The sequence below is a fragment of the Microbacterium sp. NPDC064978 genome, from assembly GCF_044543605.1.
In the GTDB taxonomy this organism is placed as follows: Bacteria; Actinomycetota; Actinomycetes; order Actinomycetales; family Microbacteriaceae; genus Microbacterium; species Microbacterium meiriae.
Genome location: NZ_JBITWF010000004.1, coordinates 353170 through 373648, shown reverse-complemented (window position 1 = coordinate 373648; position 20479 = coordinate 353170). Strand labels below are relative to the sequence as shown.

Below are 20479 nucleotides of genomic sequence, written 5' to 3'. Positions count from 1 at the left end.
GGCGAGCGCGGGTCAGCGCTTCGGGAGGGGGATCGTGCCGGTGGCGATGCGCTCGGTGGGCATGCGGTCGCGATCGTAGGTGATCTCGTCGTAACCGTGCGGGGTCGGCAGGCCGTCCTCACCGATGCTGACGAACACGATCTCGTCGATGGTGAGGATGCGCTTGCGGGTGATCATGTTGCGCGCGACGGCCCGCATCGTGAGCGACGTCGTACCGAAGCGCGTGGCCTGCAGCCCGATCTCGATGAGGTCGCCCTGCACCGCCGATGCCTCGAACGTGATGGCGGAGATGTGCCGGGTGACGACGCGGTAGTTGCCGAGCTGCACGATCGCGTAGATCGCCGCCTCCTCGTCGATCCACTTCAGCAGGCTCCCGCCGAACAGCGTGCCGTTCGCGTTGAGGTCTTCCGGGCGCACCCACTTGCGGGTGCGGAAGTTCAGGCCGTCCTCGGACTGCCATGCCGGTGCTTTCTGTTTCGCCATGCCCCGAGGCTAGGCGGCTCGTGCGTCGGCGGTGTTACGCCGGGTTTTCGGACGGGTGCACGCGCCGCCGCTCACAGCGGATCTGCTCCGGGCGGATTCGCGCCCGCGGTCATGACCGGAGCCGGATGCTGGGGACATGAGCGAAGACACCCCTCTCCCGCAGTTCGGCCCCGAGGCCCGGCGCGCCCTGTTCCACGAACGGGTGCTCGTCCTCGACGGCGCCCTCGACGACGACAACGGCACCCTCCTGATGACCCAGCTCCTCGGCCTCGCCGCGGAGGACCCGACGACCGACATCGCCCTCTGGATCCACTCGCCGGGCGGCTCCGTGCCGTCGATGCTGGCGATCCGCGACCTCATGCACCTCATCCCCAACGACGTTTCCACCCTCGCCCTCGGCCTCGCCTGCAGCGCGGGACAGTTCCTGCTCTCCGCGGGGACGAAGGGCAAGCGGCGCGCTCTCCCGCACGCCCGGATCCTCATGCACCAGGGCTCGGCGGGGATCGGCGGATCGGCGGTGGAGATCGAGGCGCAGGCCGACGACCTCCGGCACATGCGCGACACCGTCCTCGGCCTCATCGCCGACGACACCGGTCAGCCCCTCGCGCGGATCTTCGAGGACTCCCTCCACGATCGCTGGTACACCGCGGCCGAGGCGCAGGGCTACGGGTTCATCGACGAGATCGTGCGGTCCGCGGCGGAGATCATGCCCCGCCGTCGTGCGCGGGTGGGACTGGGGGCGGACGTATGAGCAGCTACACGATCCCCCACGTCATCGCGCAGCACCCGCGGGGTGAGCGGGTGATGGACGTCTACTCGCATCTGCTCGCCGAGCGCGTCATCTACCTCGGAACCGGCATCGACGCGGGAGTCGCTAACGCCCTCATCGCGCAGCTCCTGCACCTCGACGCGGACAGCCCGGAGACCGCCGTGCAGTTCTACATCAACAGCGAGGGTGGGGATCCCGGTGCCGCGCTGGCGATCTACGACACCATGCAGCACATCCGCCCGCGGATCGCGACGACCTGCGTCGGGCAGGCCATCGGTCCGGCGGCGCTGCTCGTCGCGGCGGGGGCGCCGGGGGAGCGAGCGGCCCTCGCCCACGCGCGCATCGTGCTGCATCAGCCGGCCGGGCAGTCACGCGGAGCCATCCCGGACCTCATCCTCGCGGCCGACGAGGTCGTGCGGGTGCGGGCCGACATGGAGTCGATCCTGGCCCGGCACAGCGGTCGCGCGCTCGCGGAGCTCCGCGTCGACACCGACCGGGACCGGGTCTTCACCGCCGCCGCCGCTCTCGAGTACGGCCTCATCGACACCGTGCTCGGTCCCCGTGATCCGGATGCACGATGAGGTGACGGGTGCACGACGGATTCCCGAGATCCGTCGTGCACCCGGACTCCGGTCGTGCAGGTGAAAGGGGTCAGGCGGCCAGAGCGAAGGCGCCGCGGGAGGCCGACACCGCAGCCGCGGCGGGGGTGGCCTGACGAAGCTCCTCGGCGACCGCGCTCGTGAGCTCCACGAGGGAGGAGTCCAGGGCCCCGGCGATCGCGGCGATCATCTCGCTGGACGGCTCCTTCCGGCCGCGCTCAACCTCGGAGAGGTACTGCGGCGAGACCCCGGCCTTCTCCGCGGTCTCGCTGAGTGTCTCCCCGCGGTCATGGCGTCGCCGTCGCAGCTGATCGCCGAGCATCTCGCGCCACAGCGGTTCGGGTCCGTTGGACGGCGGACGGACGGGATGCGGGGCGCGGGGGAACGGGACGATGTCGGCCATGCCTCACGATAAGCCGCCGCCCGCGGGGCGATCGAGACGTTCTGCTCAGAGCAGAACGCGGCTCAGAGCGCGGCCGTGACGCCCGGCAGCAGCGCCCCCAGGATGTCCTGCAGCCGCTGCCGATCCTCCGCGGACAGCGGGTCGAGGATGAGCTCGCGGATCTGGGCCACGTGGACCGGTGCGGCCGCGCGGAGCATGTCCCGTCCGGCCGGGGTCAGCGTCGCGGAGAGGGTGCGCTTGTCCGTGCTGCACGAGGTCCGTTCCACCCACCCGCGCTCCTCCAGCGAGTCCAGGGCGTGGCTCAGGCGCGACCGGCTGAGTCCGGCGATCCGCGCGAGCTCGGTCATGGTGACGGCGTCCTCACCCTGGCCCGCGAGGGTGACGAGGATCGCGTAGCGGGCGTGGTTCAGGCCCACCTCGTCCTTCAGCGCCCGGTCGAGGACCTGCGGCAGCAGTTGGACGAACCGGATGATCGGCAGCCACGTCGCGAGTTCGTCGTCGTCGAGCCGCCGCGGGTGCCGCGCCTCGCTCATGTCGTGCTCCTCGGAGGTCACGCCGCGGTCAGGTCGATCGTGTGGGCCGTGTGGTCGCGCTTCGCCTGGAGGTAGCGCGAGTTGGCTGCGGAGAGGTGCACCTCGGTGCGGACGCGCTCGGTGACCTGGATTCCGAGCCCGTCGAGCTGCGCGGCCTTGTCGGGGTTGTTGCTGAGCAGGCGGATGCGGTCCACGCCCAGCGCTCGCAGCATCTGGGCCGCCACGGTGTAGTCCCGCTCGTCCTCGCCGCGGCCGAGGGCCACGTTCGCCTCGTAGGTGTCGAGCCCGGCGTCCTGCAGCGCGTAGGCGTCGAGCTTGGCGTAGAGCCCGATGCCGCGGCCCTCCTGCCGCAGGTAGAGGAGGAAGCCGCCCTCCGCGGCGATCCGCTCCACGGCCTCCCGCAGCTGCGGTCCGCAGTCGCAGCGCTCCGAGCCGAACACGTCACCGGTGAGGCACTCGCTGTGCGGGCGGACGAGGGGCGCGACCCCGCCGTCGGCGGCGCGATCGAGGGCAGCCTGCCAGTCGCCCAGGCCGAGCAGCAGGTGCTCGCGGCCGTCCACGAGTCCGTCGAAGGTCACGACGTCGGCCGTCGTGCCGAAGCCGTCCGCGAAGCGCAGGGGCACCCGCACGCGGGTGCGCTCCGCAGCGACCGTTGAAGTTTCAATCATGTGAGGAGAAACGCCGGAGACGCCTGGCTATTCCCGCAACCGTCCGGAGGCGATGACCGTGTCCGTCCGTGACGGAGGCAGACGGGGAGCGCCGTGCACTCGGTAGCCTCGCACCATGAGTCACTTCGTCAGCGCGACCGAGCTCCATGACCTCCTCCTGAACGGCGCCCCGATCCGGGTCATCGACGTGCGCTGGCGCCTCGACCGCCCCGAGGCGGGCCCGGGCGACTACCGCTCCGGCCACATCCCCGGCGCGGTGTTCGCGTCGTTGGATCAGGAGCTCTCCACACCCGGGGCACCGACCGAGGGCCGCCATCCGCTCCCCTCAACGGAGACCCTGCAGGCGGCGGCCCGGCGATGGGGTGTGCGGCAGGGAGACACGGTCGTCGCCTGCGACGACACCAAGGGACTCGCGGCGGCCAGGGCGTGGTGGCTGCTGCGGCAGGCAGGGGTCGACGTCCGGGTGCTCGACGGCGGGCTGCGCGCGTGGACCGCGGCCGGATACGACCTGGCGACCGACGACGTCGTGCCGGAGACCGGCGATGTCGTCCTCGCGGATCCGGGCCAGGACGCTCTCTCGATCGATGAGGCGGCGGCGTTCCCGGAGACCGGGGTGCTGCTCGACGTCCGCGCCCCGGAGCGCTACCGCGGCGAGACCGAGCCGCTCGACCCGATCGCCGGGCACATCCCCGGCGCCCGGAACCTCCCCACCACGCGGCACCTCGACGACAACGGGCACATCCGCGACCGTGACACGGTGCTGGCGACGCTCGCCGAGGTCGGGGTCACCCCGGAGACGCCGGTGGCGGCCTACTGCGGGTCGGGAGTCACGGCGGCGCACACGGCTCTGGTGCTCCACGAGGTCGGCATCCCGGCGAAGGTCTTCCCCGGCTCCTGGAGCCAGTGGTCGAACACCCCGGGGCGGCCGGTCGCGACGGGGGATCAGCCGGGCTGATCGCCTCCGCGAGGACCGTACCCCCAGCGCAGACCGAGGGCGCCGGGGCCGAACGCCCGACGGACCTGATGCACCGACGTGCCCCGAGGTCGGGGGAGCGCGGTGACGACGGTGCCTCCGGCGGTCTCGACGAGCTCGTCGCACCAGTCCGGGACGGCATCCGGGTGGAAGCGCGTCCACACCAGGACCTCCCTGGCCTGGCGGGACAGGGCGTGTCCGGTCTCGCGATCCGACGGGTGGCCCGGCTCGTACTGCACCGACCACTCGAGCACCGCGGTGTCCGGGGCTGCGAGCGGGACGTCGAGTTCGATCAGCGCACCGTGCGCCTCGCCGTTCGGGTGGGAGTAGCGCGCGGTGACCCGTCCGCCGGCCACGGCCGTGAGCCGCGGCGGAGGCCCGGGCACGCCGGGGGTGAGGTCGAGGACGGGGATGGCGGTGATCACGCCGCTCGTCGACTGCACGATGCTGCGGGTGAGGCAGGAGGACACCTCGCCGTCGGCGTCGACGTCCGTGACGGAATGGACGGTGAGCTCCCGCGACGGGTCCGGGTACGTGGCGCCGAGGGCGGCGTAGACCTCGCGGACGGCCCGTTCCATGTCGACCTGCTCCAGCGGGAACCCCTGCGGTCCCAGGGGTCCTGTGCGGTGCGGACGGAGGAGACGGCTCAACGCCCCGGATTCGAGGCACAGCAGGTCCTCGATGTCGGCGAGGGCGGCGAGGGACTGCGGTCCTTCCGGGCGACGGGCCCCCGAGCGCCAGTAGCTCAGCGTGGCCATCGAGACGCGGTTGCCCCGGTCGCGGAGCTGCCGCTGCAACCACGACAGCGTCACCGGTCTCGCATTGATCGCATCGCGCAGTGCCGCGGCGAACGCGTCCGGCGTCGCCGCTCTCCTCTCGCCGTCCCCAAAACCCATCACAGCCCCCGCCCGGTATGTGAAGAACACACCTCTACAGTGAGCATAAGACCGCACGCGCGCACCTCAGGGGACCAGGTGGGCATGTGGGTCACGGGGCTGCGATGTCGCGGGGAGGGTGCCCGACCCGGCGACAGCGGCCCGACGCAGTGATGCCCCCCTTGCTGCGTATGTCGTGAAGCCCGGCAATCGATCTGGGGAGATCCGCCGGGCTTCACGAGCATCCCCGGGCGCGTGCGGCTCGCGGCCCCGCGTAGACTGGGGGGAAACCCCGGAGGATCTGGCCGTTATGTCTGCCCCTGCTCGCGCGTTCACCATGCGCCACGTGCAATTGCTGCGCGCGTTGTTCGCGGCCGTCGCCGCCCTGATGATCACCTTCTCCTCGGATCACTCCGCCGCGGTCGGTCTCGCCGTCTTCAGCGGCTTCGCGCTGGTCACCGCCCTCGTGCACATCCTCGCGGCCTGGCTCGTCCTCCCCACGGGGTCGCGCTGGGCGGCGATCCTCCTCGCGGTCGTCAGCGTCATCGCGGGTATGGCGAGCGGTGTGCCCGCGTGGCGCACGGACGACATGTTCTTCATCGTCCTCATCACCTGGGGTGTGCTCAGCGGTGGCCTCGAGCTGCTCGCCGGCATCCGGGCCCGCCGCGCCGGGGGAGCGCTCGCCACCGACGCGATCACCGTCGGGGCTCTCGGCCTGCTCCTCGCCGTCGTCCTGCTGCTGATCCCCTCGGGCTTCGTCCAGGAGTACACGATCGAGAAGGCGGGCACGTTCCAGCTGTCCGGCATCATCCTCGGCGTGGGGATGTTCGGAGGGTATGCGGCCATCGTCGCCGTCTTCCTCGGCATCGCCGGCCTCACCCCGAAGCGTGCGGACGCCGATGACGTCGCTCCCGCCCCCGAGAACGATGCGGCTCCTGTGGAGCACGGAGGAGAGCGATGAGCGACGACAAGCCCACCCGACGGGACATCCTGCGTCCCCTCCACCTGCTCGGCATCGCCCTGGGCTGCGGCGTGTTCGCCATGGTGGTCACTCTCGTCTCCACCGGCGCGTTCACCCTCCGCGTGAACACGGCCATCGCGAACGGCACCTACGAGGGTCTCACCCCCGTGGCGTTGAGCCTCGTCGTGGGTGGCGGCGCCTTCATCGCGACGCTCCTGATCCTCGCGATGCTGATGCTCGCGATCGACCCCGCCGACGTCACCAAGACCATCGACCGTCCCGTGCTCTACGACGCGGAGGACGACGGCAAGGGTGACGGCACCACCGACGAGCCGGGACGCCCCGCCTCGACCTGATCCGTCATACGGGCGGAATATCGGTGAGGTCCTTCCGCTTGTCCCTGGAGTGACTGCCTCCGTCGACCGCGCCTCCATCGGACTCCGGTCGGAGCGCGGACCCATCCTCGGCGCGCTCATGCTCGCCACCGGCCTCATCGCGATCGACGCGACCATCCTCGCGACCGCTGTCCCGAGCATCGTGCGCGACCTCGGCAGCTATCAGCAGTTCCCGTGGCTGTTCTCCGTGTACCTCCTGGCGCAGGCCGTCAGCGTGCCCATCTACTCCCGCTTCGCGGACACGGTGGGCCGCAAGCCGATCATCCTGCTCGGCATCGCCCTGTTCCTGCTCGGATCGATCCTCTGCGGGTTCGCCTGGAGCATGCCGGCGCTGATCGTGTTCCGCATCATCCAGGGCATCGGCGCCGGTGCCGTCGCGCCGATGTCGATGACCATCGTCGGCGACATCTACACGGTCGCCGAACGCGCCAAGGTCCAGGGATACGTCGCGAGCGTCTGGGCCATCTCCTCGGTCGTGGGCCCGGCGCTCGGCGGGATCTTCGCGCAGCTCGACGCCTGGCGATGGATCTTCTGGATCAACGTCCCGCTGTGTCTGATCGCCGGGTGGATGCTGCTGCGCACCTACCGGGAGCAGAAGCAGACGCAGAAGCACAGCATCGACTACGGCGGAGCGGTGCTGCTCACGATCGGGCTCACGGCGCTCATCCTCGGCATGCTGGAAGGTGGGAACGCATGGGCCTGGCTGTCGGTGCCGAGTGCCCTCTGCTTCGGTATCGGGGTGGTCGCGTTGGTGGCCTTCGGATTCGTCGAGCGCCGGGTCGCGGAGCCGATCGTCGATCTGCGCCTCGTCACACGTCGGCTCATCCTCACGACGACCATCGTGTCGCTCGGCATCGGGGCGTTGATGCTCGGGGTGACGAGCTTCGCCCCCGCCTACCTCGAGGGGTCCATCGGCATCGCTCCGCTGCTGTCAGGTCTCGCGGTGGCTGCTCTGACCCTCGGCTGGCCGCTCGCCGCCGCGAACGCCGGCCGGCTGTACCTGCGCATCGGCTTCCGCCGCACCACCCTGATCGGCATGAGCATCACCACGGTCGCCGCCGTCGCGCTCGCCGCCGTCGCCTCCTGGCCGAACCCGTTCGTCGTCGCCGGCATCGCGTTCCTCCTCGGCTTCGGGCTCGGGTGGAGTGCCGCGCCGACCCTCATCGCCGCTCAGGCGTCGGTCGGCTGGGGCGAGCGCGGAGCGGTGACCGGGATGAACGCGTTCGCACGGTCCGCGGGAAGCGCCGTGGGGGTGGCGGTGTTCGGGGCGATCTCCAACGCCGTCATCGCGCAGGGCGCGGGACCCGACGACCCCGACACGATCATCCACGCGTCGGTGTGGGTGTTCGTCGCGGTCGCCGTGACCGCCGTGCTCACCCTGATCGCCGCCGCGTTCATGCCGAAGGACAGCGTCGAGGAGCACGCCGGGGAGTCCGGCTCCTAGCTCCCCGGGCTCAGCGGGCGAGGCGCTCCGCGATACCGGTGTAGGTCGCGGGGGTCAGCGCGAGCAGCCGCTGCTTGGCCGCGTCGCCGATCTCCAGGCCCTGCACGAACTCGGCGAGGTCGTCGGCGCCCACCCGGTGTCCGCGCGTGAGCTCCTTGAGGAGCGCATACGGGTCCTGGATGCTCGACCGGCCAGCGACGACCTCGGCACGGATCACCGTCTGGATCGCCTCGGCCAGCACCTCCCAGTTCACGTCGAGGTCGGCGAGCAACACGTCGCGCGACAGCGAGATCGCGTTCAGGCCGCGGCGCAGGTTGTCGAGCGCGAGCAGCGAGTGCCCGAATGCGACGCCGATGTTGCGCTGCGTGGTGGAGTCGGTGAGGTCGCGCTGCAGGCGGCTCGTGACGAGGGTCTGGCCGAGCGAGGCGAGCAGAGCGCCCGAGATCTCCAGGTTGGCCTCGGCGTTCTCGAAGCGGATCGGGTTGATCTTGTGCGGCATCGTCGACGAGCCGGTGGCCCCGGCGACCGGGATCTGCGCGAAGTAGCCGAGCGAGATGTAGGTCCAGATGTCCGTCGCCAGGTTGTGCAGGATACCGCCGGCGTGACGCACGCGGTCGTACAGCTCCACCTGCCAGTCGTGCGACTCGATCTGCGTCGTCAGCGGGTTGAACCCGAGACCGAGCCCTTCGATGTACTCGCGGGCGATGGTCGGCCAGTCGGCGTCCGGGTCGGCCGCGAGGTGAGCGGACCAGGTGCCGGTCGCTCCGGAGAACTTCGCGAGGTACTCGGAGCCGGCGATCTGGCTGCGCACGCGCTCGAGGCGCCAGGCGAAGACCGCGAGTTCCTTGCCCATGGTCGAGGGCGTGGCGGGCTGCCCGTGCGTGCGGGAGAGCATGGCGGCGTCGGCGTGCTCGACGGCGAGCTCCCGCAGCTTCGCGATCACGGTGTCGAGAGCCGGGAGCCAGACCTCCTCGACGGCGCGCTTGACGGTGAGCGCGTAGGACGCGGAGTTGATGTCCTCGCTCGTCGCCGCGAAGTGCGTCAGCTCGGCGATGTGGTCGAGGCCGAGCGTGGCGAGCCGGTCGCGCACGAGGTACTCGATGGCCTTCACGTCGTGCTGCGTGACGGCCTCCTTCTCGGCGAGCCAGTCGATCTCGGCCTGCCCGAAGTCGCGGTAGAGCGCGCGCAGGCGCTCCTTGTCGTCGCCCGACAGGGGGCTCGTCTCGAACAGCGAGCGGTCGGTGAGGGCGATCAGCCATTCCACCTCCACCTCGACCCTGGCGCGGTTGAGTCCGGCCTCGGAGAGGAAGTCGGCGAGCCCGGTGACGGCGCCGCGATAGCGGCCGTCGAGGGGGCTGAGGGGCTGCGGCGGGAGCGAAGGCTGGAAAGTCAGGGGAATCCTCCTGATCAGGCCCCGAAGGTTCGGGGCGTGCGGGGCAGGCGCAGGGCGGGTTCGAGCTGGCGGAACAAGCCGCGAGTCGCCGTCTCGATCATACCGAGCACCGAATCGAACATCTCCGGGCCCGCGTAGTAGGGGTCGGGGACATCGTGGGTCGAGGCGTCGGGATCGAAGGCGAGGAGGAGGGTCACCTTGCCGTCCTCGTCCTCGTCTCTGGCCCATTCGCGGAGGATGCGCTCGTGCGTGCGGTCCAGGGCCACCACGAGGTCGTTCTCGGCGAAGGACGCGGCGGTGAACTGGCGGGCGCGGTGCAGCGAGCCGTCGTAGCCGCGACGGGCGAGCGCATCGATGGTGCGGTGATCGGCGCGCTCCCCGAGATGCCAGTCCCCGGTGCCCGCGCTGCGGGAGACGATCCGGGAACCGAGACCCTGCCGTTCCGCGAGGTCCCGGAACACGGCCTCCGCCATGGGGGAGCGGCAGATGTTGCCGGTGCAGACGAAGATCACGCGGAAGGGATCTCGGGCTGTCACGGATCCATTCTGCCGGTCGATGCGGTTCCTGCACAGCGCCGCCCGGATCGCGACCCGCCTTCGACTCTCCTGCACCGTGGTGTGTGGGCGACGACTGTCCACGGTCCGTGCCCGTGTGAGGCGCATCCGGAGCCGGGGAACGAAGGGCGGGGAAAGGGTGGATCCATGTCGTCCTTCCCTCTCACCGCCCTCTCTCCCGGTGTCGACCCCGCGCTGCGCGCCGCAGTGCTGTCAGAGCTGGATGCGGCCGGGGAGCGACTCGACGAGGCGGCGTCCGTGCTGACGGTCCTGCGTGATGCGTGCTCCTGGGAATCCGAGGGGGTCGAGGCGCTGCGGATGGCGCTCTGGCGGCTGTCCGAGGACGCGGCGCCGGTGCGCGCCATGATGCAGCAGTGCCGCAGGGAGGCGGAAGCGGCATGAGCGGGCTCAGCATCGACCACGGCGGCGCGATCGCCGTGGACACCGCGCAGCTTCGCGACCTCGCGGTACGGGTGCGGGGCGTCATCCCGGTGTTGGCGGAGGTGGCCGATGCCGTGGCGCGCGCCGAGGCGCTGCTCGCCACGGCGGCGTGGACGGAGCTGGCCCCCGCGGCCTGGTCGCTGCGGTCCGTGGCGACGTCGCTGGACGGGCTGACGGCCCGCGTCGAGAAGACGGCCGCCGACCTCGTCCTGATGGCGGAGGCGTACGAGGTCGTCGAGCTGCGCGCGCAGGCGGAGGCGCTGGCGCACACCGACGCGGCCGCCGCCGCCGCGGTGGAGGCGCGCCTGGCGCGGCTCCTCGCCTCGGACGGGAGTGTGGGAACGCTCGCGGACACTCTGGAGCGGACCGCGGATGCCCGGCGGTTCCGCGGCCTCGACGACCAGTACGACGCCGCCGGTCTGCTCCCACCGGTCTTCCTGGGCGGTGCGTTCGTAGGCGTGACGTCGGGACTCGGGCGCGTCCGACCGGGAATGGCACTCGGCGCGACGGCCGATCCGGTACGCGTCTCCGTGGCCTCCCGCTCGCGGCCGACCGGCGCGCCGACCGGACTGGCGAGTGCGCTCCGCCGCCTGCCCTCCGCCTCCGGGGCGCAGGTGGCGATCGAGAAGTACACGATGCCCGGTGAGGCGCCGCGATACGTCGCCTACCTCGCCGGTAGCCGCTCGATGTCGCTCCGCACGGCCGGCGGGACGGAACCGTGGGACATGAAGTCGAACATCGAGCTCTACACCGGGGGCCGGTCCGCGTCGTATCAGGCGACCCTCGACGCCCTGGCCGCGGCCGGTGCGAGACCCGGGGATCGGGTGGATGTGGTCGCGCACTCGCAGGGTGGGATGATCGCGGCGCACCTGGCGATGGAGAGCCCGTTCGCGGTCACGACTCAGATCACCGCCGGAAGCCCCGTGGAGCCGACGCTCTCCGCCGATCACACCCTGGTGCAGCTTCGGCACACCGACGACGTGGTGTCCGCGCTCGCCGCGGGAGGGGCGAGGGAGGGCACAGGCTCGGCCGACAGCTTCACCGCGAGTCGGGTGGGCGACCCCGACGCCGGTCGCCAGGACCTCGCGCTCGAGACTCATGCGCTGGAGAACTACATCGAGACGGCGGCGATGGTGGATGCCTCCGCCGACCCGCGGGCGGAGGCTCTCGACGCCTACTGGGCGGACCTGGACCGCGCCGTCACCGTCGACCGCACCGAGTACCGCGCGGAGCGTGTGCTCCCCGATCCGTGAGCCGCACGCGGCGTCGGCAGACGTCGGTGGACGGGTCAGTCGCGGCGGGAGCGCTTGTTCTGCGGGCGCAGGATGAAGCCGAAGATGCCGTTGATGATCGAGATGATCAGGGCGGCGAGAACACCCCACCAGAACGACTCGACCGTCAGGCCCCATCCGAAGCTGCTGGTGATCCAGGCGGTCAGCCAGAGCAGGAAGCCGTTGATGAGGAAGCCGATGAGGCCGAACGTGATGATGTACAGCGGGAAGGCGACGATCTTCACGACCGTGCCGATGATGGTGTTCACCAGCGCGAAAAGGGCTCCCACCGCGAGGAGCGTCAGGACGAGCTGCAGCGTCTCGCCCGGCGGGAAGGCGCGCACCGTGACCTGGAGCACGGGGATGAGCGTGACGACCCAGATGGCGAACGCGTTGACGACGACCCGGATGATGAAGCGCATGATGTGTTCAGTCTCCCACGCGGGGCTCGCGGTGTCAGCCGCGGTCGTCCACCGGACGGATGTGGGCGGCGAGGACCTGGGAGATCTCCCCGAGATCCATCCGGCTCTGCGCGACATCGATCACGAACTCGAAGGCTTCGTCGTTCGTAAAGGTGAGGTCGTAGCCGTTCAGCCGGATAAAGATGAAGGTGAGATAGAGCGCCGTGCGCTTGTTCCCGTCGAACAGTGCGTGATTCTGGGCGACGGAGCTCATCAGGGCGGCCGCCTTCTCCGCGAAGGTCGGATACGCATCGACGCCGAACATCCCGGCGGCAGGTCGCGCCAGAGCGGAGAAGAGCAGTCCCTCGTCGCGCACATGCAGGCCGAGCTTCGCGATCAGCGCGAGGGCCTGCTCGGGCTCGATGTACTCGGTGGCCATCGATCAGGCGTCCTCGAGGCGCGTGATGGCGTCGCCGTAGCGTTCGGTCACCTCGTCCGCGAGCGCCAGAACTCGATCGGTCTTGGACTCGCTGTTCGCGAACCGGGTGGCCGCCTCGATGATCACGGCGTGCTTGGAGACGTGCCGGGCTCGTGCGATGTCTTCGAGCCGTGCATCGAGTTCCGCAGGGAGTCGCACCGTCATAGCCATACCAGAATGGTATCACCGCACCCTCGGCCTCGAAAGGGTGGCGGGACACACGTCCTAGACTCGACGCGTGACCGAGCCGACCCTGCCCCGCATCCGTCCCGCCATCGCCTCCCTCGCGCCGTACCGCCAGGGCAAGCAGGCCGGTCCCGAGGCCTTCAAGCTCTCCAGCAACGAGAATCCGTTCGATCCGCTGCCCTCGGTCGTCGAGGCGCTGCAGCACACGACGCCGATCAACCGCTATCCCGACGCCACGGCCGGCCGCCTGCGTGCGCGGCTCGGAGCCCGCTACGGGGTCGAGCCCGAGCAGGTCCACGTCGCCTCCGGCAGCGTCGCGATCCTGCATCAGCTCGTGCTCGCCACCGCGTCGGTCGGCGAGGAGGTCGTCTACGCCTGGCGGTCGTTCGAGGCGTACCCGAGCCTGCCGCTCGTCGCCGGGGCGACCGGGGTGCAGGTGCCGCTGACCGCCGACTCCCGCCACGACCTCGACGCGATGGCCGACGCCGTGACCGACCGCACGCGCGCGATCATCGTCTGCACGCCGAACAACCCGACCGGCCCGATCATCACCTCCGCCGAGTTCGCTGCGTTCGTGGATCGCGTGCCCTCTGACGTGCTCATCATCCTCGACGAGGCCTACGCGGAGTTCGTCACCGCCCCCGACGCCGTCGACGGCCTGGCCGAGCGCGTCTTCGAGGCGCACCCGAACGTGGTCGTCCTCCGCACGTTCTCCAAGGCCTACGGTCTGGCCGGGCTCCGGGTCGGCTATGCGATCGGCCACGAGAAGGTGCTCGACGCGGCGCGCACGACCGGCATCCCGCTGTCGGTGACATCCGCGGCCGAGAACGCCGCCATCGCGAGCCTCGACGCCGAAGCCGAGCTCCTCGAGCGCGTCGCCGTGATCGTCGAACGCCGCGCCCGTCTCGTCGAGGGGCTCCGCGCGCAGGGCTGGGAGGTGCCGGACGCCCAGGGCAACTTCGTCTGGCTGCCGACCGGCGCGCGTACGGACGAGGTCGCGGCGGCGTTCGTCGACGCCGACCTGATCGTGCGCCCTTTCTCCGGCGACGGCATCCGGATCTCCGTCGGCGAGGAGGCGGCCGTCACCCGTGTGCTGGAGGTCGCCGCAACCCTCCGCTGAGCGCGACGCCGCCCGGCGAACCGCGGAATCTCGGGGTTCCGGGGAGATACGAGGGCGTCCTAGGTATGCGTGACCCGGCATGCCGACGCGGGTAGCGTGGGGGCCGTGAGCACCTCTGAGACCCCCCTCGTGCGCGTCCTGGACGAGACCGGAAAGGTCGCCCCGACGCCGGCCGCGGAGCAGTACCTGCCGCTCATCGAGGCCATCCCCGACGACGAGCTCGCGCAGTTCTACCGCGACATGGTGGGCATCCGCGCGATCGACACCCAGGCCACCAACCTGCAGCGCCAGGGCCAGCTCGCCCTGTGGCCGCCGAGCCGCGGACAGGAGGCGGCGCAGGTCGGCTCCGGTCGGGCCGCCCGCGCGCAGGACACGATCTTCCCCTCGTACCGCGAGCACGCCGTCACCCGGATCCGCGGCGTGGACCCGGTCGACATCATCAAGCTCATGCGCGGCGTCTCCCACGGTGGCTGGGACCCGACCGATCCGAAGAACGGCAACACCCGCCTCTACACGCTCGTGCTCGGCTCCCAGGTGCTGCACGCCGCCGGCTATGCCATGGGTCTCACGTTCGACGGGCGCACCGGCACCGGCGACCCCGAGCGCGACGAGGCGGTCGTCGTGTACTACGGCGACGGGGCCTCCAGTCAGGGCGACGTGCACGAGGCGATGGTGTTCGCGGCCAGCTACCAGGCCCCGACGCTGTTCTTCCTGCAGAACAACCACTGGGCCATCTCGGTCCCCGTCACCACGCAGTCCCGGGTGCCGCTCGTGCAGCGCAGCGCCGGGTACGGCATCCCCAGCGTCCGCGTGGACGGCAACGACGTCCTCGCCAGCTACGCGGTGTCCCGCGTGGCCCTCGACGAGGCGCGCGGCGGCGGCGGCCCTCGCGCCATCGAGGCCGTGACCTACCGGCTCGGCGCGCACACGACCAGCGACGACCCCACGAAGTACCGCGGCGACGACGAGGAGCTCGCGTGGGCCGGGCGCGACCCGATCGTCCGGATGCGCGCGTTCCTGGAGAACCGCGGCGCCGAGGAGGGCTTCTTCGCCGAGGTCGACGCCGAGGCCGCCGACGCCGCGGAAGACCTCCGCGCCCGCACCGTGCAGCTCGGCCCGCCCCGCGCCGACCTCATGTTCGACCACGTGTACAGCGAGCCGCATCCGCTGATCGAGGAGCAGAAAGCCTGGCGCGCCCGCTACGAGGCGTCGTTCGAAGGAGAGGGCCAGTGACCCGGGAGACCATGCCGCTCGGCAAGGCGCTGAACGCCGGTATGCGCAAGGCGATGGAGGACGACCCGAAAGTCCTCCTCATGGGCGAGGACATCGGCAAGCTCGGCGGCGTGTTCCGTATCACCGAGCACCTGCAGCGCGACTTCGGGGAGCAGCGCGTGCTGGACACCCCGCTCGCGGAGTCGGCCCTGGTCGGCACCGCGATCGGCCTCGCGATGGCCGGGTTCCGTCCCGTCGTCGAGATCCAGTTCGACGGCTTCGTCTTCCCCGCGTTCGACCAGATCACCACCCAGCTCGCCAAGCTCACCAACCGGCACGAGGGGTCGCTGCGGCTGCCCGTCGTGATCCGCATCCCGTACGGCGGGCACATCGGGGCGGTCGAGCACCACCAGGAGAGCCCGGAGGCGTACTTCACGCACACCCCCGGTCTGCGCGTGGTGTCGCCGTCCACCGCGAACGACGCCTACTGGATGATCCAGGAGGCCATCGCCTCGGACGACCCGGTGATCTTCCTGGAGCCGAAGAGCCGGTACTGGCCGAAGGGCGAGGTCGAGCTCGACGCTCCCGCCGTCCCGCTGCACTCCTCGCGGGTGGTGCGGACCGGGACGGACGTGACCCTCGTCGGACACGGCGCCATGGTGACGACGCTGCTCCAGGCCGCCGCCCTCGCCGAGTCCGAGGGCACGAGCTGCGAGGTCGTCGACGTGCGCTCGCTGTCGCCGGTGGACTACGAGCCGATCCTCGGGTCGGTACGCAAGACGGGCCGCATGGTCTACGCGCAGGAGGCCCCGGCATTCACGAGCCTCGGCAGCGAGATCGCCGCGACCGTCATGGAGCGCGCGTTCTACGCCCTCGAGGCTCCGGTGCTGCGCGTCTCCGGCTACGACACCCCGTTCCCGCCCGCGAAGCTCGAGGGCGCCTACCTGCCGGACGCCGACCGCATCCTCGAAGCCGTCGACCGTTCCCTGGCCTACTGACACCGACGTTCCATGTTCACAACTCAGGACAACCGCCCCCTTCACCCGTCCAGCGCGGGCGCAGGGGCGCGCACCGGTTCGAGTCTCCTGAGTTATGAACGCGGCCCACGAAAGGACTCCGCATGAGCACGCAGAACTTCCCCCTCCCGGACGTCGGCGAAGGGCTGACCGAGGCCGAGATCGTCGCGTGGAAGGTGGCGCCGGGTGACCGGGTCGCCATCAACGACGTCATCTGCGAGATCGAGACCGCGAAGTCCCTGGTCGAGCTGCCCTCCCCGCACGCGGGCGTGGTCGGCGAGCTGCTCGTCGACGAGGGGGCGACGGTCGAGGTCGGCACCCCGATCATCACCTTCGTGACCGACCCTGCGGCGGGCTCGGGGAACGGTTCGGTGGCGCCCGGCACCGTCGCGACGGCGGAGGCGCCCGCGCCCGAGGAGGGCGGCGGGTCGGTGCTCGTCGGCTACGGCTCCGGAAGCGGCGCGACCTCGCGGCGCAAGCGCCCGGCCGAGCGCCCCGTGCGGTCGTCGGTCGGCGTGATCGCGAAGCCGCCGATCCGCAAGCTCGCCCGCGACCTCGGCGTCGACCTCACGAGCGTGACGCCCACGGGTGCCGACGGCGAGGTCACCCGCGACGACGTGATGAAGCACGCGTCCCAGGCCAGCGTGTTCCGCAACATCGAGACCCCGGAGTGGGGGAGCGTGCGCGAGGAGACGGTGCCCGCGCCGCAGGCCCCGTCCGGCCTGGCTCGCGGCCTCGCACCGGTGCGCCCGTCGGCGGCCGGCGACGACCGCACCGAGTCCATCCCGGTGAAGGGCGTGCGCAAGGCGACGTCGTCGGCGATGGTGCAGAGCGCGTACTCCGCCCCGCACGTGACGGTGTGGAAGGAGATCGACGCCACCCGCACGATGGAACTCGTCAAGCGCCTCAAGGCCTCGCCGGACTACGCCGACATCAAGGTCTCACCGCTGCTCATCATGGCCCGCGCGGTGATCTGGGCGGTGCGCCGGACGCCGATGGTCAACGCGGCCTGGATCGACACCGAGGCCGGTGCCGAGATCGCCGTGCGCCACTACGTGAACCTCGGCATCGCCGCCGCCACGCCCCGCGGTCTGCTCGTGCCGAACATCAAGGACGCGCAGGACCTCAGCATGAAGGATCTCGCCCGCGCCCTGAACCGGCTCACGCTCACAGCACGCGAGGGCAAGACCCCGCCGGCCGACCAGCAGAACGGCACGATCACCATCACGAACATCGGCGTGTTCGGGATGGACGCGGGCACTCCGATCATCAACCCGGGCGAGGCCGGCATCGTCGCCATGGGCACGATCAGCCAGAAGCCCTGGGTCGTCGACGGCGAGGTGCGCCCGCGCTGGGTGACCACGGTCGCCGGCTCGTTCGACCACCGCGTGATCGACGGCGACGGCATGAGCCGGTTCATCGCCGACGTCGCCTCCATCCTCGAGGAGCCCGCGCTCCTGGTGGACTGAGCAGGCCACGGTTCGGCGCGGCCCGAACGATCGGGTGGCGAGAATGGACGGATGAGAACCACGCGGAGCGTCGACCTGCCGGTGTTGTACTTCGGGACTCCTGTCGCGCTGATCACCACCGTCAACCCCGACGGGTCGTCGAACATCAGCCCGATCTCGTCCGCATGGGCGCTGGGGACGCGGTACATGCTCGGGCTCGGTGCCGAAGGGCAGGCGGCCGCGAACATCGGACGGGTCAGGGACCTCGTCATCAACCTCCCCTCCGCCGACCTCGTGCACGCCGTGGAGGCGATCGCGCCGACCACCGGTCGCTCGCCGGTTCCTGCCGATAAGGTTCCCGCATACCGGCATGAGCCGGACAAATGGAGTCTCGGGGGCTTCACCCCTGTGCCGTCGGAGGCGGTGATCCCGTTCCGGATCGCGGAATGCCCGGTGCAGATCGAAGCGCGCGTGGCCCAGATCATCCCGATCGACGGCGGCGACGCGCTGGCGGTCGAAGCCGAGGTCCTGCAGGTCCACGTGCACGAGGACATCTTGAAGGCGCACGGACCTGACCGCATCGACACGGACAAGTGGGACCCTCTGTCCTACGCCTTCCGCCATTACTTCGCCCAGGGGCCTCGGGTCGGCTCCAACTTCCGCGCGCCGCTCCTCGACGACCCCGTCGTGGCGTGATCGTCGATCCCTCGTCCGTGTCCCAGCTGGGACACGCGCTCAGCAGCCCGACCCGGGTGCAGATGTGTCTGGCGCTCCTCGACGGCCGGGCATGGACGGCCGGCGAGCTCGCGCGTGCCGCCGGGGTGTCGAGGTCGACGGCGTCGGAGCATCTGACGACGCTCCTCGACGTCCGGCTCGTCGCGCTCCGCCGACAGGGGCGGCACTCCTATGTCACGCTCGCGTCCCCCGATGCCGCGCACATCATCGAGGCCGCGACGGCGCACGCCGGGAAGGCGGCCCCGGTCTCGAGCCTCCGTTCGGCGACGGCGCGAGACGGCATGGCCCTGGCCCGCACCTGCTACGACCACCTCGCCGGTCGCCTGGGGGTCGCCCTCTTCGACGCCCTCGTCGAGCGGGGGCACCTCACGCCGGACCTGACGGTGACCGCGACGGGGCGCGACCTGTTCGAGAGCATCGCGGGGCCGGACGCGTTGGTGCCGTCGTCTCGTCGTCCTCTTGTACGGAGCTGCCTCGACTGGACGGAACGGCGCTCGCATCTCTCGGGTCACCTCGGCGCCGTCCTCCTCCGCGCCGCGCGCGACCGAGGCTGGATCCACCCTCAGCAGACCTCGCGTGCCGTGATGGTCTCTCCCGCCGGCGCGGCCGCCTTCCACACTCTCTTCGGTATTCCGCCGACACTGTCCTGACCGCGATCGGCATCCGCGTCCCACGACACAGGCGTTCGCGCGGGAACAGGCTCTGGAATGGGGGAGAGCCTGAACTGCCGCGTTCGCCTGAGTTCGCGCGGGGGCCTGTTGCCGCGACAGGCACCCCGACACAGGCGTTCGCGCGGGAACAGGCTGCCAGGGGCGGGAGAGCCTGAACTCGCGCGCTTGCCTGTTCTCGCGAGAGAGGGCGGGTCGCGAGGGGAGGGGGCGGCTGACGCAAGAGGGGGGTCAGGCGGTGAGACGCTGTTCCGCGAGGCGGGGGACGGCACGCTCCCTGGCAGCCCTCCGGGCGGTCGCGATCGCGCCGGCCGACACGACCTCCGCGCCGAGTGTGGAGGCGAGGATCTCGGGTGCGGGCAGGTGCAGCTCGTCCGGGAGGATCCGGCGGGCGGCGGCCAGCACAGGCTCGATGCTCTCCGCCACGGCCCCGCAGATGATCACGCGCGCGGGGTCGTACATGCTGCCGAGCACCCCGACGACGCGGGCGAGAGTGGCCCCCACGCGCTCGGCGACGCGGAGGGCGTCGGCGTCTCCGGAGGCGGCGAGGGTCAGCACCAGCCGCGGATCGACCGGCCCGTCCGCCACGAGCCGTCCGAGGATTCCGTCTGCGGCAGCGCCCCCGTCCTCGACGGCGCTCCGAGCCTGTTCCTCCACGGCGTGACGGAGGCCCACCGCCGAGCCGACACCGATGATGTGATCGAACACCACGCCCTCGCCGACGCCGCCGTGGGCGCCATGCAGCACGTGCCCGTCGACGACGACGCCGCCGCCGAAGCGCTCACTGGCGAGCAGGGCCACGTAGTCGCGGCAGTCGACGGCCACCCCGAGCGTCCCCTCGGCGATCGCGGCGAGCTGGGCGTCGTTCTTCACCTCGACCACCGGGGCCCAGTCGCGCAGGGCCTCCGCGAGCCCGGGGTTCGTGCGCTCCCAGAAGCCGTCGGGGTGCGGGGGCGAGATGCCGTCGCGGTTGACGGGGGCGGCGACGCCGGCGCACACCGCGAGCACGCGCTCCGCGGGCACCCCGGCCTCGTCGCGCGCGGCGGTGAGGTGCCGCAGGATCGTCGCCCGGCGGTCCTCGACGCTCTGCGCGGGGTCGACCTCCACGCGATGATGGACGAGCGTGCGATCGAGCAGATCCGCGGCGGTGACGGCGAGATGGGTGTCGCCGGCGTCGATGCCCATCACCACGCCGAGGTCTGCCGCGAGTGCGAAGCGGCGCGCGGGGCGCCCGGAGCGGTATTCGCCGATGGCGCGGGCGTTGGGCAGCTCGCGCAGCACCTCCGCGGTGACGAGGGTGTCGATCGCGTCGATGGTGGTCGAGCGTGTGAGGGAGGTGCCGGCCATGGCCTCGGTGGCGGTGAACTCGCCGGCCGTCCAGGCGAAGTCGAGCACCGCGCTCACGCTCGCGCGGCCGGTGCCGAGTCCCGTCGAGACCTCTGTCACTCCCCTT

At 71.1% G+C, this 20479-nt stretch carries 25 protein-coding genes; 14 read left to right on the top strand and 11 right to left on the bottom strand.

The annotated features are described in order from the left end of the window. Positions 1-12: 12 nt before the first annotated feature. Positions 13-483 carry an acyl-CoA thioesterase gene (locus ACIGJI_RS14790; protein ID WP_081811533.1) on the bottom strand — a complete coding sequence of 157 codons (471 nt, stop codon included), beginning with the start codon at positions 481-483 and terminating at the stop codon, positions 13-15. 136 nt (positions 484-619) lie between these two features. On the opposite strand from ACIGJI_RS14790, the gene ACIGJI_RS14785 reads away from it, so the two are divergent. After that, entirely contained in the window at positions 620-1234 is a 615-nt protein-coding gene (locus ACIGJI_RS14785) for a ClpP family protease (protein ID WP_187662710.1), read from the top strand. Beyond that, the gene (locus ACIGJI_RS14780) at positions 1231-1833 is read left to right on the top strand and encodes a ClpP family protease (protein ID WP_187662709.1); all 603 of its coding nucleotides are present in this window, start codon (positions 1231-1233) and stop codon (positions 1831-1833) included. The genes ACIGJI_RS14785 and ACIGJI_RS14780 overlap by 4 nt, the downstream gene beginning before the upstream one ends. 70 nt (positions 1834-1903) lie before the next feature. On the opposite strand, the gene ACIGJI_RS14775 is transcribed toward ACIGJI_RS14780, so the two are convergent. The 3 genes from ACIGJI_RS14775 to ribA all read right to left on the bottom strand — a co-directional run bounded on the left by ACIGJI_RS14775 (position 1904) and on the right by ribA (position 3455). Then, positions 1904-2254: a helix-turn-helix transcriptional regulator gene (locus tag ACIGJI_RS14775; protein WP_363446142.1), complete on the bottom strand. Its 351-nt coding sequence runs from the start codon at positions 2252-2254 to the stop codon at positions 1904-1906. Positions 2255-2316: 62 nt separating this feature from the next. Beyond that, entirely contained in the window at positions 2317-2787 is a 471-nt protein-coding gene (locus ACIGJI_RS14770; RefSeq protein ID WP_280569893.1) for a MarR family winged helix-turn-helix transcriptional regulator, read from the bottom strand. 17 nt (positions 2788-2804) lie between these two features. Then, entirely contained in the window at positions 2805-3455 is a 651-nt protein-coding gene (gene ribA / locus ACIGJI_RS14765; protein ID WP_187662706.1) for a GTP cyclohydrolase II, read from the bottom strand. A gap of 115 nt (positions 3456-3570) precedes the next feature. On the opposite strand from ribA, the gene ACIGJI_RS14760 reads away from it, so the two are divergent. Then, the gene (locus ACIGJI_RS14760) at positions 3571-4410 is read left to right on the top strand and encodes a sulfurtransferase (RefSeq protein ID WP_363446144.1); all 840 of its coding nucleotides are present in this window, start codon (positions 3571-3573) and stop codon (positions 4408-4410) included. Here the strand turns inward: ACIGJI_RS14760 and ACIGJI_RS14755 are convergent. Continuing rightward, positions 4398-5324, bottom strand: a complete 927-nt coding sequence (locus ACIGJI_RS14755; RefSeq protein ID WP_268776915.1) for a hypothetical protein — start codon at positions 5322-5324, stop codon at positions 4398-4400. The two genes, ACIGJI_RS14760 and ACIGJI_RS14755, sit on opposite strands and share 13 nt — an antisense overlap. Positions 5325-5613: 289 nt before the next feature. On the opposite strand from ACIGJI_RS14755, the gene ACIGJI_RS14750 reads away from it, so the two are divergent. From ACIGJI_RS14750 to ACIGJI_RS14740, 3 genes are read left to right on the top strand one after another with little or no spacing between them, the layout of a single operon-like run. Then, entirely contained in the window at positions 5614-6264 is a 651-nt protein-coding gene (locus tag ACIGJI_RS14750; protein ID WP_259952631.1) for an acyl-CoA synthetase, read from the top strand. After that, positions 6261-6620: a hypothetical protein gene (locus tag ACIGJI_RS14745; RefSeq protein ID WP_187662702.1), complete on the top strand. Its 360-nt coding sequence runs from the start codon at positions 6261-6263 to the stop codon at positions 6618-6620. The genes ACIGJI_RS14750 and ACIGJI_RS14745 overlap by 4 nt, the downstream gene beginning before the upstream one ends. Before the next feature lie 49 nt (positions 6621-6669). Then, positions 6670-8103 (top strand): MFS transporter, encoded by a 1434-nt coding sequence (locus ACIGJI_RS14740; protein WP_268776916.1) that lies wholly within the window; start codon positions 6670-6672, stop codon positions 8101-8103. Between the two features lie 10 nt (positions 8104-8113). Here the strand turns inward: ACIGJI_RS14740 and purB are convergent, their stop codons facing one another. Then, positions 8114-9496, bottom strand: coding sequence for an adenylosuccinate lyase (gene purB / locus ACIGJI_RS14735; RefSeq protein WP_259952724.1), 1383 nt, complete (start codon positions 9494-9496; stop codon positions 8114-8116). 14 nt (positions 9497-9510) lie between these two features. Then, a complete protein-coding gene (locus ACIGJI_RS14730; protein ID WP_187662700.1) occupies positions 9511-10032 on the bottom strand; it encodes a low molecular weight protein-tyrosine-phosphatase in 522 nt (173 codons plus the stop codon). Between the two features lie 165 nt (positions 10033-10197). Between ACIGJI_RS14730 and ACIGJI_RS14725 the strand changes: the two genes are divergently transcribed. Together ACIGJI_RS14725 and ACIGJI_RS14720 are read left to right on the top strand one after the other, a co-directional pair. After that, entirely contained in the window at positions 10198-10452 is a 255-nt protein-coding gene (locus ACIGJI_RS14725) for a hypothetical protein (RefSeq protein ID WP_292798010.1), read from the top strand. Continuing rightward, positions 10449-11744, top strand: coding sequence for a hypothetical protein (locus ACIGJI_RS14720; RefSeq protein WP_363446147.1), 1296 nt, complete (start codon positions 10449-10451; stop codon positions 11742-11744). Before ACIGJI_RS14725 ends, ACIGJI_RS14720 begins: the two co-directional genes overlap by 4 nt. Positions 11745-11779: 35 nt before the next feature. Here the strand turns inward: ACIGJI_RS14720 and ACIGJI_RS14715 are convergent, their stop codons facing one another. The 3 genes from ACIGJI_RS14715 to ACIGJI_RS14705 are packed head-to-tail and all read right to left on the bottom strand — an operon-like array spanning position 11780 to position 12812. Beyond that, positions 11780-12184 carry a phage holin family protein gene (locus tag ACIGJI_RS14715; protein ID WP_187662697.1) on the bottom strand — a complete coding sequence of 135 codons (405 nt, stop codon included), beginning with the start codon at positions 12182-12184 and terminating at the stop codon, positions 11780-11782. A 34-nt stretch (positions 12185-12218) separates the two neighbouring features. Further along, positions 12219-12602, bottom strand: a complete 384-nt coding sequence (locus ACIGJI_RS14710) for a type II toxin-antitoxin system death-on-curing family toxin (RefSeq protein ID WP_280569130.1) — start codon at positions 12600-12602, stop codon at positions 12219-12221. Between the two features lie 3 nt (positions 12603-12605). Further along, positions 12606-12812 carry a ribbon-helix-helix protein, CopG family gene (locus tag ACIGJI_RS14705; protein ID WP_101847995.1) on the bottom strand — a complete coding sequence of 69 codons (207 nt, stop codon included), beginning with the start codon at positions 12810-12812 and terminating at the stop codon, positions 12606-12608. Between the two features lie 67 nt (positions 12813-12879). Between ACIGJI_RS14705 and ACIGJI_RS14700 the strand changes: the two genes are divergently transcribed. The 6 genes from ACIGJI_RS14700 to ACIGJI_RS14675 all read left to right on the top strand — a co-directional run bounded on the left by ACIGJI_RS14700 (position 12880) and on the right by ACIGJI_RS14675 (position 19008). Further along, the gene (locus ACIGJI_RS14700; RefSeq protein WP_363446149.1) at positions 12880-13947 is read left to right on the top strand and encodes a histidinol-phosphate transaminase; all 1068 of its coding nucleotides are present in this window, start codon (positions 12880-12882) and stop codon (positions 13945-13947) included. A 105-nt stretch (positions 13948-14052) separates the two neighbouring features. Then, a complete protein-coding gene (locus tag ACIGJI_RS14695; RefSeq protein WP_232089125.1) occupies positions 14053-15180 on the top strand; it encodes a thiamine pyrophosphate-dependent dehydrogenase E1 component subunit alpha in 1128 nt (375 codons plus the stop codon). A gap of 11 nt (positions 15181-15191) precedes the next feature. After that, positions 15192-16157 (top strand): alpha-ketoacid dehydrogenase subunit beta, encoded by a 966-nt coding sequence (locus tag ACIGJI_RS14690; protein ID WP_363446534.1) that lies wholly within the window; start codon positions 15192-15194, stop codon positions 16155-16157. 122 nt (positions 16158-16279) lie between these two features. Next, positions 16280-17644 carry a dihydrolipoamide acetyltransferase family protein gene (locus tag ACIGJI_RS14685; protein ID WP_268776921.1) on the top strand — a complete coding sequence of 455 codons (1365 nt, stop codon included), beginning with the start codon at positions 16280-16282 and terminating at the stop codon, positions 17642-17644. A gap of 51 nt (positions 17645-17695) precedes the next feature. Beyond that, positions 17696-18319, top strand: a complete 624-nt coding sequence (locus tag ACIGJI_RS14680; protein ID WP_363446151.1) for a flavin reductase family protein — start codon at positions 17696-17698, stop codon at positions 18317-18319. Positions 18320-18336: 17 nt separating this feature from the next. Then, positions 18337-19008: a metalloregulator ArsR/SmtB family transcription factor gene (locus ACIGJI_RS14675; RefSeq protein ID WP_363446153.1), complete on the top strand. Its 672-nt coding sequence runs from the start codon at positions 18337-18339 to the stop codon at positions 19006-19008. A gap of 249 nt (positions 19009-19257) precedes the next feature. Here the strand turns inward: ACIGJI_RS14675 and ACIGJI_RS14670 are convergent, their stop codons facing one another. After that, a complete protein-coding gene (locus ACIGJI_RS14670) occupies positions 19258-20472 on the bottom strand; it encodes an ROK family protein (protein ID WP_363446155.1) in 1215 nt (404 codons plus the stop codon). Between the last annotated feature and the right edge of the window lie 7 nt (positions 20473-20479).